Annotated in this window: 16 protein-coding genes; 15 read left to right on the top strand and 1 reads right to left on the bottom strand. The window is 41.7% G+C overall.

Annotated features, from left to right (window positions below; all coding sequences use genetic code 11):
• Window positions 1-283 precede the first annotated feature (283 nt).
• Both rluC and PULV_RS07115 read left to right on the top strand, forming a co-directional pair.
• Window positions 284-1,246 carry a 23S rRNA pseudouridine(955/2504/2580) synthase RluC gene (gene rluC, locus PULV_RS07120; RefSeq protein WP_086742210.1) on the top strand — a complete coding sequence of 321 codons (963 nt, stop codon included), beginning with the start codon at window positions 284-286 and terminating at the stop codon, window positions 1,244-1,246.
• On the top strand, window positions 1,236-1,871 hold the full coding sequence (locus PULV_RS07115) for an HAD family hydrolase (RefSeq protein ID WP_193331301.1): 636 nt from the start codon (window positions 1,236-1,238) through the stop codon (window positions 1,869-1,871). The genes rluC and PULV_RS07115 overlap by 11 nt, the downstream gene beginning before the upstream one ends.
• Before the next feature lie 23 nt (window positions 1,872-1,894).
• Here the strand turns inward: PULV_RS07115 and PULV_RS07110 are convergent, their stop codons facing one another.
• Window positions 1,895-2,488, bottom strand: coding sequence for a Maf family protein (locus PULV_RS07110; protein ID WP_086742208.1), 594 nt, complete (start codon window positions 2,486-2,488; stop codon window positions 1,895-1,897).
• Window positions 2,489-2,606: 118 nt separating this feature from the next.
• Here PULV_RS07110 and yceD point away from each other — a divergent pair, with 118 nt between their 5' ends.
• The 13 genes from yceD (at window position 2,607) to PULV_RS07045 (ending at window position 12,520) form a co-directional block, all read left to right on the top strand.
• Window positions 2,607-3,131 (top strand): 23S rRNA accumulation protein YceD, encoded by a 525-nt coding sequence (gene yceD, locus PULV_RS07105; protein WP_086743165.1) that lies wholly within the window; start codon window positions 2,607-2,609, stop codon window positions 3,129-3,131.
• Between the two features lie 10 nt (window positions 3,132-3,141).
• Window positions 3,142-3,306, top strand: coding sequence for a 50S ribosomal protein L32 (gene rpmF, locus PULV_RS07100; RefSeq protein ID WP_086742207.1), 165 nt, complete (start codon window positions 3,142-3,144; stop codon window positions 3,304-3,306).
• A 23-nt stretch (window positions 3,307-3,329) separates the two neighbouring features.
• Window positions 3,330-4,367 carry a phosphate acyltransferase PlsX gene (gene plsX, locus PULV_RS07095; RefSeq protein ID WP_193331300.1) on the top strand — a complete coding sequence of 346 codons (1,038 nt, stop codon included), beginning with the start codon at window positions 3,330-3,332 and terminating at the stop codon, window positions 4,365-4,367.
• 127 nt (window positions 4,368-4,494) lie between these two features.
• Window positions 4,495-5,430, top strand: a complete 936-nt coding sequence (gene fabD, locus PULV_RS07090) for an ACP S-malonyltransferase (protein ID WP_193331299.1) — start codon at window positions 4,495-4,497, stop codon at window positions 5,428-5,430.
• Window positions 5,431-5,447: 17 nt separating this feature from the next.
• The gene (fabG, locus tag PULV_RS07085) at window positions 5,448-6,194 is read left to right on the top strand and encodes a 3-oxoacyl-ACP reductase FabG (protein WP_193331298.1); all 747 of its coding nucleotides are present in this window, start codon (window positions 5,448-5,450) and stop codon (window positions 6,192-6,194) included.
• A gap of 231 nt (window positions 6,195-6,425) precedes the next feature.
• Window positions 6,426-6,662, top strand: a complete 237-nt coding sequence (gene acpP / locus PULV_RS07080; protein ID WP_009840252.1) for an acyl carrier protein — start codon at window positions 6,426-6,428, stop codon at window positions 6,660-6,662.
• Between the two features lie 91 nt (window positions 6,663-6,753).
• Window positions 6,754-7,992, top strand: a complete 1,239-nt coding sequence (fabF, locus tag PULV_RS07075) for a beta-ketoacyl-ACP synthase II (RefSeq protein ID WP_193331297.1) — start codon at window positions 6,754-6,756, stop codon at window positions 7,990-7,992.
• A gap of 81 nt (window positions 7,993-8,073) precedes the next feature.
• Window positions 8,074-8,871, top strand: a complete 798-nt coding sequence (gene pabC / locus PULV_RS07070) for an aminodeoxychorismate lyase (protein ID WP_193331296.1) — start codon at window positions 8,074-8,076, stop codon at window positions 8,869-8,871.
• Window positions 8,864-9,856 (top strand): endolytic transglycosylase MltG, encoded by a 993-nt coding sequence (gene mltG, locus PULV_RS07065; RefSeq protein WP_227009371.1) that lies wholly within the window; start codon window positions 8,864-8,866, stop codon window positions 9,854-9,856. Before pabC ends, mltG begins: the two co-directional genes overlap by 8 nt.
• A gap of 1 nt (window position 9,857) precedes the next feature.
• Window positions 9,858-10,481, top strand: a complete 624-nt coding sequence (gene tmk / locus PULV_RS07060) for a dTMP kinase (RefSeq protein WP_086742201.1) — start codon at window positions 9,858-9,860, stop codon at window positions 10,479-10,481.
• Between the two features lie 2 nt (window positions 10,482-10,483).
• Window positions 10,484-11,392: a DNA polymerase III subunit delta' gene (gene holB, locus PULV_RS07055; RefSeq protein WP_193331295.1), complete on the top strand. Its 909-nt coding sequence runs from the start codon at window positions 10,484-10,486 to the stop codon at window positions 11,390-11,392.
• An 8-nt stretch (window positions 11,393-11,400) separates the two neighbouring features.
• The gene (locus tag PULV_RS07050) at window positions 11,401-11,727 is read left to right on the top strand and encodes a PilZ domain-containing protein (protein ID WP_086742199.1); all 327 of its coding nucleotides are present in this window, start codon (window positions 11,401-11,403) and stop codon (window positions 11,725-11,727) included.
• Between the two features lie 13 nt (window positions 11,728-11,740).
• On the top strand, window positions 11,741-12,520 hold the full coding sequence (locus PULV_RS07045) for a TatD family hydrolase (RefSeq protein WP_086742198.1): 780 nt from the start codon (window positions 11,741-11,743) through the stop codon (window positions 12,518-12,520).

Here is a 12,520-nt window from a genome sequence, read left to right as displayed (position 1 = left end):
ATCGTTACGTTCGCTTTTTTGAAGGCAGGGTGTTCAACGGTTCTGACGATATATTACGCTCACCGTCGTAGGTTGAAGGCACGAGTTATTCGGATATCTATTAAAAGCTTTGGAAAACTTAGCTTGTATCTGTATGATCTTGTATCCGAAGTGTGCAGCACCACTTCCTTTTTGTGCAAAAAAGCACCAAAATTCCTGTTTAACAGGTAATTTACGGTCGGATTATCCCACTATTCATTACCTGTTAGCAACTAAAATTATTACTCAAATCAGTGATTAGGCAATGTCAGAAAAACTCGGAACGCAAGTTATTTTTCATACAGTTACAGAAGACCATGATGGGCAGCGAATAGATAACTTTTTGATAACGAAGTTAAAGGGTGTGCCAAAAAGCGCCATTTACCGAATTTTACGTAAGGGTGAGGTACGTGTTAATAAAAAACGGATCAAACCAGTTTATAAGTTACAAGTGGGTGACGAAGTACGCATTCCACCGATTAAAATGGCCGAAAAAGAAGAGTTTGTGCCTAAAAATCTAGATGTGATTAGCCGTCTAGAAGATGCGATTTTGTACGAAGATAAATATCTAATCGTGATTAATAAACCGTCTGGCATGGCGGTTCATGGTGGGAGCGGCTTAAGTTATGGCTTAATCGAAGCCATGCGGACATTACGCCCTGAAGAGCGAAGCCTTGAGTTAGTGCATCGTTTAGATAGGGATACATCAGGTTGTTTGTTGATTTCGAAAAAACGTTCAGTATTAAAAAGTCTCCATGATCAGTTACGTGAAAAAACCATGGAAAAAAATTATTGGGCATTGGTATCTGGTGAATGGTTATCTAAGACAAAAAATGTCACTGAGCCACTGCGTAAAAACACTTTGCAATCAGGTGAGCGTGTGGTCAGGGTCGATCACGAAGAAGGGAAACCCTCACACACCCGTTTTCGTGTCTTAGAACGTTTTCGTGATGGCACCTTAGTGCAAGCCTCACCAGTTACGGGTCGAACTCACCAAATTCGTGTTCATACACAATGTAAAGGGCATCCAATTGCATGTGATGACAAATACGGCATCACTGAATTTGATGACAAAATGAAAGGTTTTGGTTTAAACCGTTTATTTTTACATGCCCATGATCTGGCTTTTTATCATCCAAAACTGGAGCAAACAATGCGTGTTGAAGCGCCATTGGATGCAGTACTTAAGCGTACGATTATCAAATTACGTGAAGATCATGCGTTATAAGCTGGTCATTTTTGATTGGGATGGCACCTTAATGGATTCGGTGCCTCGTATTGTGAGTGCGATGCACAATGCTGCCGTATCGTGTCAATTAGCTCCTGTTAGTGCACAATCTGTCAAATCAATTATTGGTATGAGCCTCCCTCAAGCGGTTGACACTTTGTATCCCTCTCATAGCATGTTGCACGCGCAATTAATTGATGCATACAAGCACCATTATCAATCATCGACAATCGCGACTCCTTTATTTGATGGTGCAAAATCAGTCATGCAATCATTAAAAAGGCGCGGTTATAAGATTGCGATAGCAACAGGAAAAGGACGACCCGGCTTAGATTGTCTATTAAATGAAACTGGGCTAGATCAATATGTGGATTTAAGTCGCAGTTCAGACGAAACAGACTCAAAACCTTCACCCGATATGCTTAATCAATTACTGAATGAAGCGAATGTGTGTGTGTCGCAAGCGGTGATGGTAGGCGACACAACGATAGATTTAAAAATGGCGCAGGCCATCAACATGGATCGAATTGGTGTGAGTTTTGGTGTGTGTCGTGCCCAAGAGCTTTTACCGTACCATCCGATAGTGGTGATTGATGAGCTCCAACAGCTCTTGGAGTACGTCTAATAGCGTGTTATTGATGTCTCGATTTATCCCTGCATCGACAAAATATCAATTTGCCAGGTTAGTAGCATTTCGTTGAGAGCCATTAAAGGCAAGCCAATTAATGAATTAGGGTCTCGTCCTTCAAAACGTTCAAATAAGCAAATGCCGAGACCCTCACTTTTAAAGCTCCCGGCGCAATTAAGTGGCTGCTCAGCGTCAACGTATTGCGCTATTTGTTTTTCAGTGAGAGTTCTAAAGTAGACATTAAAGGTTTCAACAGTGACTTGCACTTCCTGTGTCGCTGAATTGACTAACGCCAGCCCGGTGAGAAACTGCACTTTTTGGCCACTGAACTTCATTAACTGTGCGATGGCATTTTCTCGAGTATGGGGTTTGCCTAATATCTGACCCTTGAATAACGCCACTTGATCTGAACCAATGACAATCCCGGCGTCACCTTGTTTAACAACTGCTTGGGCTTTCGCTATGGCTAATCGTTTCACTAACTCTTCGGCTGTTTCATTTTCAATAGCGGTCTCATCAACTCGGGGTGAGCAGACCTCAAAGGGAATATTGAATTTTTGCAAAAGAGACTGACGAAACACGGAAGTAGAAGCTAAAATGATGCGTGCGGTCATATGATTCCTATGTGATAATGCAATTTCTGAGCAGAGTAGGCCCCTAAGGTGCGAAATGCAAAGGAAAGTTTATTTTTATTTTGACTATGTTGGTAACTATCTATATGATGCAGCCCCTATGCAAAAGGTAAAGATTCCTAAGACTATTGATCCTGTAAAAGTAGCAAAACAACGCCTTGCTTATGAAGGTATTGTGGAGCTCAACAAGCTTTCTCGTTTAGAGAAACTTGTACAAGATGAAGTAGGCGAGGTACAGGTAAAAATCCATTGCAAGTATGACGCGCAAGAGCGACTGGCGATTTACGGAAACGCGAATACATCAGTTACTTTAACGTGCCAACGCTGTAATGGGGATATTGGGTTGGATTTGGAAATAGACTTAGCTTATGCAGCGATTGCTGCGGGCAAATCGTCTGATCATTTGCCTGACTACTATGAAGTTGTTGAGTTAAATGAGGAAGGTGAGGTCGATCTTCATCAGCTTATCGAAGATGAACTGATTTTGGCTATACCTATAGTACCAATGCATGAAGAATCAACTTGTCGTTATTCAGAAGAGCCTTTAAGCTTTGGTGAAATTGACGAACAAGATGATAAACCAAATCCATTTGAAATTTTGAAACAACTTAAGAAAAACTCTTAGGAGAAGGCTAATGGCTGTACAAAAAAGCAAAAAGTCTCGTGCAAAACGCGGCACACGTCGTTCGCACGATGCGATCAGCGGACCAACTTTAACTGTTGACCAAGTTTCTGGTGAGACTCATCGTCGTCACCACGTAACTGCTGACGGTTACTACAAAGGCGTTAAAGTAATTTAATTTCTTAATTAAGAGATTATTTTATGCCAAATAATCTAACCATAGCGTTAGATATAATGGGGGGCGATTACGGCCCCCGTTCATCTCTTCCAGCTGCAGTCGATGCAGTGAACTCTATTGAACACCTTACACTTATCCTATGTGGTAATGAGCGCCTAATTCGCACTGAATTAGATAAGCGTGGTGCATTAACACACCCAAGAATTCATATTCAACATTGTTCTGAAGTTGTTAACAATGATGATAAACCCTCTTTAGCACTGCGAAACAAAAAAGATTCGTCAATGCGCATCGCACTTGAACTGGTTAAATCTGGTCGTGCCCAAGCGTGTGTCAGTGCGGGAAATACAGGCGCATTACTGGCCACAGCCCATTATGTGCTCAAAATGCTCCCGGGCATTAACCGTCCAGCTTTGATATCTTCAGTACCCACTCAAACACCTAAACCAGTTTACTTACTCGACCTAGGCGCCAATGTTATTTGTGACGCGCAAACCTTATTTCAGTTTGCCATTATGGGCTCTGTTGTCGCTGAACAAGCGCAAAACCTAACAAAAGCCCGTGTGAGTTTATTGAATATTGGTGCTGAGGAAATTAAAGGTCATGAGTGTATAAAAGAAGCGGCCAAGTTGATGCAAGCTTGCCCCGATCTCAATTACATTGGTTATAGTGAGGGCAGTGATATTTTTACAGGCAAAGCAGATGTCATTGTCTGTGATGGTTTTGTCGGTAATGTGGCCCTTAAAACATGCGAAGGCATTGCAAAACTGATCTTCCACAAATTAAATAAAGCACTAAATAAGAGCATTTTTTACAAGGTTCTTGCTTTATTACTCACTCCTGTTTTAAAAAAGCTCTATAAAAGGGTGAACCCCGACCAGTATAATGGTGCAAGTCTGGTAGGATTGCGCGGTATTGTGGTGAAAAGTCATGGAAATGCCTCAGAAAAGGCCTTTTATGCAGCAATAAAAGAAGCTGTACGAGAGGTTGAGCGTCAGTTACCAGAAAAAATTCAGCACAAATTTGAGCAGGTTTTAAAAAACAGCGCTGCTGAACAATAACGACCAATCAAGTTGTTATGTTGTCAGTGGGCTTATTATGATGCTGGTTTGGAAATTCCCACAACAATAAATTTCATTCTATCATCCTTAATCAATTATTTATTTTTCATGTAAAAGAAGAAACTTTATGTCAGAAAAATTCGCGATCTTATTTCCAGGTCAAGGTTCTCAATCTGTCGGTATGTTAGCTGATTTGCTTGCAGAGTCTGAAGTGGTTAAAGCCACGTTCGCACAAGCTTCAGCGGCTTTAGGCTATGATTTAGCACAGTTAGTTTTAGATGGACCAGAAGCGACTCTTAATCAAACTGATAAAACACAACCGGCATTGCTTACGGCCAGTGTGGCTATTTATCGTCACTGGTTAGCTCAAGGTGGCCAACAACCAACCGTCATGGCTGGTCATAGCTTAGGTGAGTATTCAGCATTAGTTTGTGCAGGGGTGTTATCACTCGAAGATGCAGTTAAATTAGTCGAAAAGCGTGGTTTATACATGCAACAAGCTGTTCCCGCAGGCACTGGTTCAATGGCTGCGATTATTGGTTTAGATGACGATTTAGTGCGCCAAGCATGTGACAGTGTCGCCAATGGTGACGTTGTTGCGCCAGTGAACTTTAACTCACCTGGCCAAGTTGTGATTGCAGGCAGTAAAGATGCAGTTGATCGCGCCTCAGCAGCGTGTAAAGAAGCGGGAGCAAAACGCGCTTTACCTCTGGCAGTTTCAGTGCCTTCACACTGTGCTTTAATGAAGCCAGCGGCTGAACAATTAGCCAATGATTTAAATAATATCGAATTTAATACCACTGACATTAAAGTGATTAATAATGTTGATGTCTCAGTGGAAACAGAACAAGCCGCTATAAAAGATGCCCTTGTTCGTCAATTATATAGTCCAGTTCGTTGGACCGAAACAGTTCAAACACTCGTCGCGCAAGACATTACGACCACATACGAATTTGGCCCTGGGAAAGTGTTATCTGGGTTAGCAAAACGTATTGATAAATCAGTCAGTTGTGTGTCTGTCAACGACTTAGCGTCGTTCGCGGCAGTGTTTAGCCAAGAATAATTAAACGGAAAACTAATATGAGTAATTTATTTTCTTTAGCGGGAAAAGTGGTTTTAGTAACAGGTGCAAGCCGTGGTATTGGTAAAGCAATTGCAGAAACATTGGTTGCACAAGGGGCAACCGTTGCTGGGACTGCGACCAGTGAATCGGGCGCTGCTGCGATTTCAGACTACTTGGGTGAGTCAGGTAAGGGTTATGCGTTAAATGTAACCGATGCAGATTCAGTCACAGTTGTTTTAGCAGCCATAAAAGCTGACTTAGGTGATATTGACGTACTGGTTAACAATGCAGGTATCACCCGTGATAACTTATTAATGCGTATGAAAGATCAAGAGTGGGACGATATTATCGACACGAACTTGACTTCTATCTTCCGTCTTTCAAAAGCTGTTTTACGCCCAATGATGAAGAAAAAATCGGGTCGTATTATCAATATCGGTTCTGTAGTGGGCACTATGGGCAATGCTGGTCAGGTTAATTATGCAGCAGCGAAAGCGGGCGTCATTGGTTTTTCAAAAGCAATGGCTCGTGAAGTGGCATCGCGCGGTATTACGGTAAATGTCGTGGCGCCAGGCTTTATTCAAACGGATATGACAGATGAGTTAACGGACGAGCAAAAAGCAGCCACACTTGCGAATGTTCCTGCCGGTCGTTTAGGTCTGCCAGCTGAAATTGCAGCAACAGTTGCCTACTTAGCATCTGATGCGGGTGCGTATGTGACAGGTGAAACCATTCATGTGAATGGTGGTATGTACATGATCTAAACTCAGTGCTAGAGTACCGTGGTTGTTTAAAAAAATATTAAACTTCTACGATCTTACTGAATTTTAGGTTGAAATCGCTGCTAAAATGAGCGATAAAAGATTGTTTTTAGGTTCATGAGGTTTGACCAGCTGAAAAAGTATGGTTTTATTCTTGAATCACATTATTTTGCACCGTAAACTACGCTGCAATCTGAAAAGTAACGCTTTAGCGTTTTAATAAAGGAAAGAAGAATGAGCAACATCCAAGAACGCGTTAAGAAAATCATCATTGAACAACTAGGTGTTAAAGAAGAAGAAGTTAAAAACGAATCTTCATTTGTAGATGACCTAGGTGCAGATTCTCTTGACACTGTTGAACTTGTAATGGCTTTAGAAGAAGAATTCGATACTGAAATCCCAGACGAAGAAGCTGAGAAAATTACTACAGTACAAGCTGCTATCGATTACGTAACTGCACACGCAGAGTAATAGATAAGCAAGTTAAGGGCAGCATTCGCTGCCCTTAATCTATTTAACCCCCCTAAATCAAAAACCATCATATTTCCCATTGGAGGACACTGTGGCTAAACGTCGAATTGTAGTTACTGGCTTAGGTATGTTGACCCCGTTAGGTAATGACGTTGCGTCTACTTGGCAAGGTTTACTGAATGGCGAAAGTGGCATAGACATTATCACCCACTTCGATACATCAGATTTTGGTACTAAATTCGCAGGCACATTAAAAGACTTCGATGCCTCATTATATATGGCCAAAAAAGATACCAAGAAAATGGATTTATTCATCCAATATGGTATTGCTGCGGGTGTTCAAGCATTTAAAGATTCTGGGCTTGAAGTGACAGATCACAATGCAAATCGCATTGGCGTGGCTGTTGGTTCAGGCATCGGTGGTTTAACCTTGATTGAAGAAAATCACGTTAAATTACTCAATAGTGGCCCTCGAAAACTTTCTCCGTTTTACGTGCCTTCGACCATCATCAATATGATTTCTGGTCACTTATCAATTATGCACGGGTTAAGAGGTCCAAATATTTCAATTGTGACAGCATGTACAACAGGCTTACACAATATAGGTCATGCCGCTCGCATGATTGCTTACGGTGATGCTGATGCTATGGTTGCCGGTGGGGCTGAAAAAGCGTCTACGCCAATCGGAATGGGCGGATTTAGTGCAGCACGTGCTTTATCAACACGTAATGATAATCCTCAAGCGGCGTCACGACCTTGGGATAAAGATCGTGACGGCTTTGTATTGGCAGACGGTGCGGGTGTGATTGTATTAGAAGAATATGAGCATGCCAAAGCGCGAGGCGCGAAAATTTATGCTGAACTAGTTGGCTTTGGTATGAGTGGTGATGCGTATCACATGACCTCACCACCAGAAGATGGCTCAGGTGCTGCACTTGCAATGGAAAATGCCTTAAATGATGCTGGCGTTAATGCTGAGCAAGTGGGCTACATCAATGCACATGGCACATCAACCAATGCTGGTGATAAGGCAGAAACATCTGCTGTTAAAGCTATTTTTGGCAATGCAGCAAAAGATGTGATGGTCAGCTCTTCAAAATCTATGATGGGTCATTTACTTGGTGCAGCAGGCTCAGTGGAATCCATTATCAGTATTTTGTCATTACAAGATCAAAAAGTGACGCCTACTATCAATCTAGATAACCCTGATGAAGGCTGTGATCTTGATTATGTGCCGCACACAGCACGTGATGTCAAACTTGACTATGCACTGTGTAATTCGTTCGGCTTTGGTGGTACTAACGGTTCATTACTGTTTAAAAAAGTGTAAATACATTACGCCGTTTCATGAGTATAATACCCACATGGAACTGCGTTTTAGAGAGCCTGGTACTGACCAGGCTTTTTTGTGATGAAAAAAACACGAATCAATACACTCACTAGTGATCAGATCTCCGTTTTTGATCGCGGGTTTAATTATGGCGATGGCTTTTTTACCACGGCTAAAATTAGTGATGGTCAAGTTGAACATTGGGATTTGCACTGCGCTCGTTTACTGACTTGTCAGCAGCGTTTAGGGTTTTCAGCACTCGATTTTCAGCAGTTACACACGGACGTAATGAATTTCATCTGCGGTGTGTCTTTAGCTGGGCTTAAAATAGTCATTACGCGAGGTGAAGGCGGGCGAGGTTATGGCCCCCCGAGCATTGAATCCCATACTATCGTGTTATCGATGTTTGAATATCCGTCGCATTATCTGAGCTTACACCAGCAAGGTCTTGAGCTGGAAATCGCGTCAACGCGATTAGGGCTACAGCCGCTACTCGCAGGGCTAAAAACCCTTAATCGGCTCGAACAAGTATTAATTAAGCAAGAAATTAATGACAACCATTGGCAAGATGCTGTGGTACTTGATTTAAATGGTCATGTCATTGAGTCGTCAATGGCAAATTTAATTGCCGTCAAAGGCAATCACTTTTTTACACCTTCTTTGCAAAATAGTGGGATCCAAGGTGTTTATTTACAACATCTTACATCACAATATGCGATATCTGTGTGTACAATCGATTTAAAACAATTGTTGGCTATGGACGCGGTATTTTGTTGTAATAGCCTCATGGGCCTTATTCCTGTTACGAGAATACAGCATCGCTATTTTGATCTCGAACTGGCCAAACAATTAAAACAAAAGTTGGAACCCAGTGCTTAAAAAAATCTTTTTAACGTTTTTTGTTGCATGTATTGTCGCCATTATGGCTGTCAATTGGCAGCTAAAACAATACCCATTACAAACCTTATCGATTGAACAATCTCGTTTATTTTTAGTGCAATCTGGGATTGGTTTAAAACAGTTATGTCAGCAATGGCGAATCAATCAGCTTATTGAATCTTGTTTTGGTTTAGAGGTAATGGCGAAGCTGGATCCTTCATTGACGGATATTAAAGCGGGTATGTATCAATTAAACCCCGGCACGGTTCTGAGCAATGTGCAAAAAATTAATCGCGGTGAGGTGCATTTATTCAGTTTTACCATTATAGAAGGGCAAACGTTTTATCAAGTCATTGATAACCTAGCTAGTTTACCTTTTATTCAGCGCTCAACTTATATTTATGATAAAGATAAAGTACAAAAAGCCTTAAATTTCACAGGTGAAAATATAGAAGGTTGGCTGTATCCCGATACTTATTTTTATACAGCGAATGACACAGATATTTCGTTATTAAAACGAGCTAGCCTTAAAATGCAACAAGCCCTCAAAGAGGCTTGGCAACAAAGACAAGCAGATCTGCCTTATCAAAGTGCTTATGAAGCATTAATCATGGCGTCTATCATCGAAAAAGAAACCGGCATTGCAGAAGAGCGACCGTTAATTGCCTCAGTGTTTATTAATCGCTTGCGTAAAAAAATGCGCTTACAAACCGATCCGACCGTTATTTATGGATTGGGTGATGATTATAAAGGGGATATTAAGCGCAGCCACTTAAGACAACCAACGCCTTACAATACCTATGTGATTAAGGGATTACCGCCTACACCTATCGCGAATCCTTCGCAAAAAGCGATTGAAGCGGCGTTGGATCCGCTGCAGTCTGATTATTATTATTTTGTCGCCAAAGGTGATGGCAGCCACCAATTTTCAAAAACACTCGATGCGCATAATGCTGCAGTGCGTCGATATCAATTAAAGAAGTAATATGACCGCCAAATTTATTGTCATCGAAGGACTGGAAGGGGCAGGTAAATCAACTGCTATCGCATTATGTCAGCAAGTTTTGACCCAGCACCAAATCGAATTTATTAACACACGCGAGCCCGGTGGTACCCCATTAGCGGAATCTTTGAGAACTTTAATCAAAGCCTCCCATGAAGAGAAAGTGAGCCCAGAAGCTGAACTGTTGATTATGTATGCAGCCCGCGCGCAACTGATCCATAACGTGATTAATCCCGCGTTAGCAAATGATGTATGGGTGGTGGGCGATAGACACGATTTGTCATCTCGTGCATACCAAGGCGGTGGACGTCAGATTGATGATGCTACATTAGCGGCGCTGAGCAAAATAGTATTAAAAGATTTAAAACCAGATTTAACCCTCTATCTTGATATCGATCCTAAAATTGGCTTAGCTCGGGCTGCAGGGCGCGGCGAATTAGACCGAATCGAACAAGAACAACTGAGCTTTTTTCAACGTAGTCGTGCAAAGTATTTAGAGATAGCAGAGCAAGATCCCAGTATTAAAGTCATCGATGCAGCACAAGGGATTGAACACGTTCATCGTGATATTCAAGCTGCGCTAGAACAGTTTCTCCAAGGGTTATAATCATGTTGTACCCTTGGTTGCATGCCGCTCATCAGCAAATAAGTGATTCGTTTTATCAACAACGATTACATCATGCCTTGTTATTACAAGGTCCTGCAGGAGTGGGTAAACAAGCGTTCGCACAGACATTAGCGGATGCTCTATTGTGTGTATCGCCAGTTAATTTGACTGCGTGTGGGCAATGTAAATCATGTCACTTGTTAGCCGCTCATAGTCATCCAGATAGCCTGCAACTTGGTGAGGATGGCTCGACGATAGGTGTTGATGAAGTGCGAAATATTGCCAATTTTTGTCAAAGCTCAGCGGGACAAAACGGCCATAAGGTTGTCGTGGTTTACAATGCTCAAAATATGACAGTTGCGGCAGCGAATGCACTATTGAAAACCTTAGAAGAGCCGGCAAAAAACCGTTTTTTACTGTTGGTATGTGCCGATACCGCGCGATTACCTGCAACCATTTTAAGTCGTTGTGCTCATGTACAACTTCATGCTGGGGATCAAGTGCAGGTGAACCATTGGTTGTCATCACTTAATTTTCAGTTAGAAACACAAGTTTGGCATCAGTTTTTTACCCACCAGCCGTTATTATTATTAAATTGGCAGGAAAATAATGAACTAGCGGCAATCAATCAACTTTATCAACTCACTCAACAGATAAAAAATGGGGTTGAGCCGCAGTTACTAGTTGATATTTTGCAGCAAAAATCAGACTATATCGCAGTCTTTTCGATATTTATCAGCGAAATGATTAAACAAAGCTTGATTCATCAACAGATTGAGTTTCAAGTATATCAGACATGTATGCAGCATTTATCACAATACCAACAAGCGGTAGACAATGTATCTGGTATCAATCTTCCACTGCAAGTCAGTGAGTTAGTGTTTTCGCTCGGGCAGCAACTTAAAAGTTAGGGTGTATTTTGCAAGAACTGTTAATTGATTTTGAAGACTTACGAGAATTATATAAGTGCTATATGCCATATTTGAAAAATGGCGGCTTATTTGTTCGTACAAACATGCAGTACGAGATGGGCCAACCGATGGCACTGAGAGTGACCTTACCTGACGCGTTAGAAGAAGACGTCGTAACGGGTTCGGTCGTATGGATGACCCCTCAAGGAAGTCAAAACGCGAACCCTCCAGGTATTGGCATTGGTTTTATCGATGATAAACATCAGCTTCGTGATAAAATAGAACGCCTTTTAGCCAGCATGCTCAATTCGAGCGATGCTACCTATACGATGTAAGTAAGTAGATATTGTGATTGTAGATTCCCACTGTCACCTCGACAGACTTGATTTTGATAAATTAGATTTAGACCTAGACCAGGTTTTAGCCCAAGCTCGACAAAAAGATGTTGAACACTTTTTATGTGTGAGTGTCACTTTGCAGCAATTTCCATCAATGCTTGCTAAAATAGCGCATTACCCAGATGTGTCTGCCTCGTGTGGAGTTCACCCACTCGATCAAAAAGATGCCTTAGATAAAGCCTTGTTACGTCAACTTGCCGTGGATCCAAAAGTAGTCGCAATTGGGGAAACTGGGCTGGATTATTATTACAGCGAAGAAACAAAACAGGTTCAATTAGATTCATTCATTGGACACATAGAAGTGGCCAGAGAATTAAAAAAACCGCTGATTATTCACACCCGCGATGCTCGCCAAGACACGCTCAATCTATTAAAAAGCCATGGTGCTGATGAAGTCGGAGGGGTCTTACATTGTTTTACCGAAGATTGGCAAATGGCCAAAGCCGCAATTGATTTGGGTTTTTATATCTCTATCTCTGGGATTGCAACGTTTAAAAATGCCGTCGAATTACGTGATGTAGTGAAACAAATCCCGTTAGATCGCTTGTTGATCGAAACCGATTCTCCCTATTTAGCTCCAGTTCCACATCGAGGTAAGACAAATCAGCCTGCCTATGTGCAAGATGTAGCGTATTTTATTGCTGATTTAAAAGGGGTGTCTTACAAAGAATTAGCGACAGCCACCACGGATAATTTTTATAACTTGTTTAATTTAATTAACCGAGGGTAA

This window comes from Pseudoalteromonas ulvae UL12 (genome assembly GCF_014925405.1).
GTDB lineage: Bacteria > Pseudomonadota > Gammaproteobacteria > Enterobacterales > Alteromonadaceae > Pseudoalteromonas > Pseudoalteromonas ulvae.
Note: the sequence above shows the minus strand (reverse complement) of the source record. Positions and strands in the feature narration are given on the sequence as shown.

Excerpts from the sequence above, each read along its gene's own strand:
- plsX (WP_193331300.1), top strand. The coding sequence starts at position 3,330 with ATGCCAAATAATCTAACCATAGCGTTAGATATAATGGGGGGCGATTAC.
- fabD (WP_193331299.1), top strand. The coding sequence starts at position 4,495 with ATGTCAGAAAAATTCGCGATCTTATTTCCAGGTCAAGGTTCTCAATCT.
- PULV_RS07115 (WP_193331301.1), top strand. The coding sequence starts at position 1,236 with ATGCGTTATAAGCTGGTCATTTTTGATTGGGATGGCACCTTAATGGAT.
- fabG (WP_193331298.1), top strand. The coding sequence starts at position 5,448 with ATGAGTAATTTATTTTCTTTAGCGGGAAAAGTGGTTTTAGTAACAGGT.
- PULV_RS07110 (WP_086742208.1), bottom strand. The coding sequence starts at position 2,488 with ATGACCGCACGCATCATTTTAGCTTCTACTTCCGTGTTTCGTCAGTCT.
- yceD (WP_086743165.1), top strand. The coding sequence starts at position 2,607 with ATGCAAAAGGTAAAGATTCCTAAGACTATTGATCCTGTAAAAGTAGCA.
- pabC (WP_193331296.1), top strand. The coding sequence starts at position 8,074 with ATGAAAAAAACACGAATCAATACACTCACTAGTGATCAGATCTCCGTT.
- rpmF (WP_086742207.1), top strand. The coding sequence starts at position 3,142 with ATGGCTGTACAAAAAAGCAAAAAGTCTCGTGCAAAACGCGGCACACGT.
- rluC (WP_086742210.1), top strand. The coding sequence starts at position 284 with ATGTCAGAAAAACTCGGAACGCAAGTTATTTTTCATACAGTTACAGAA.
- holB (WP_193331295.1), top strand. The coding sequence starts at position 10,484 with ATGTTGTACCCTTGGTTGCATGCCGCTCATCAGCAAATAAGTGATTCG.
- acpP (WP_009840252.1), top strand. The coding sequence starts at position 6,426 with ATGAGCAACATCCAAGAACGCGTTAAGAAAATCATCATTGAACAACTA.
- tmk (WP_086742201.1), top strand. The coding sequence starts at position 9,858 with ATGACCGCCAAATTTATTGTCATCGAAGGACTGGAAGGGGCAGGTAAA.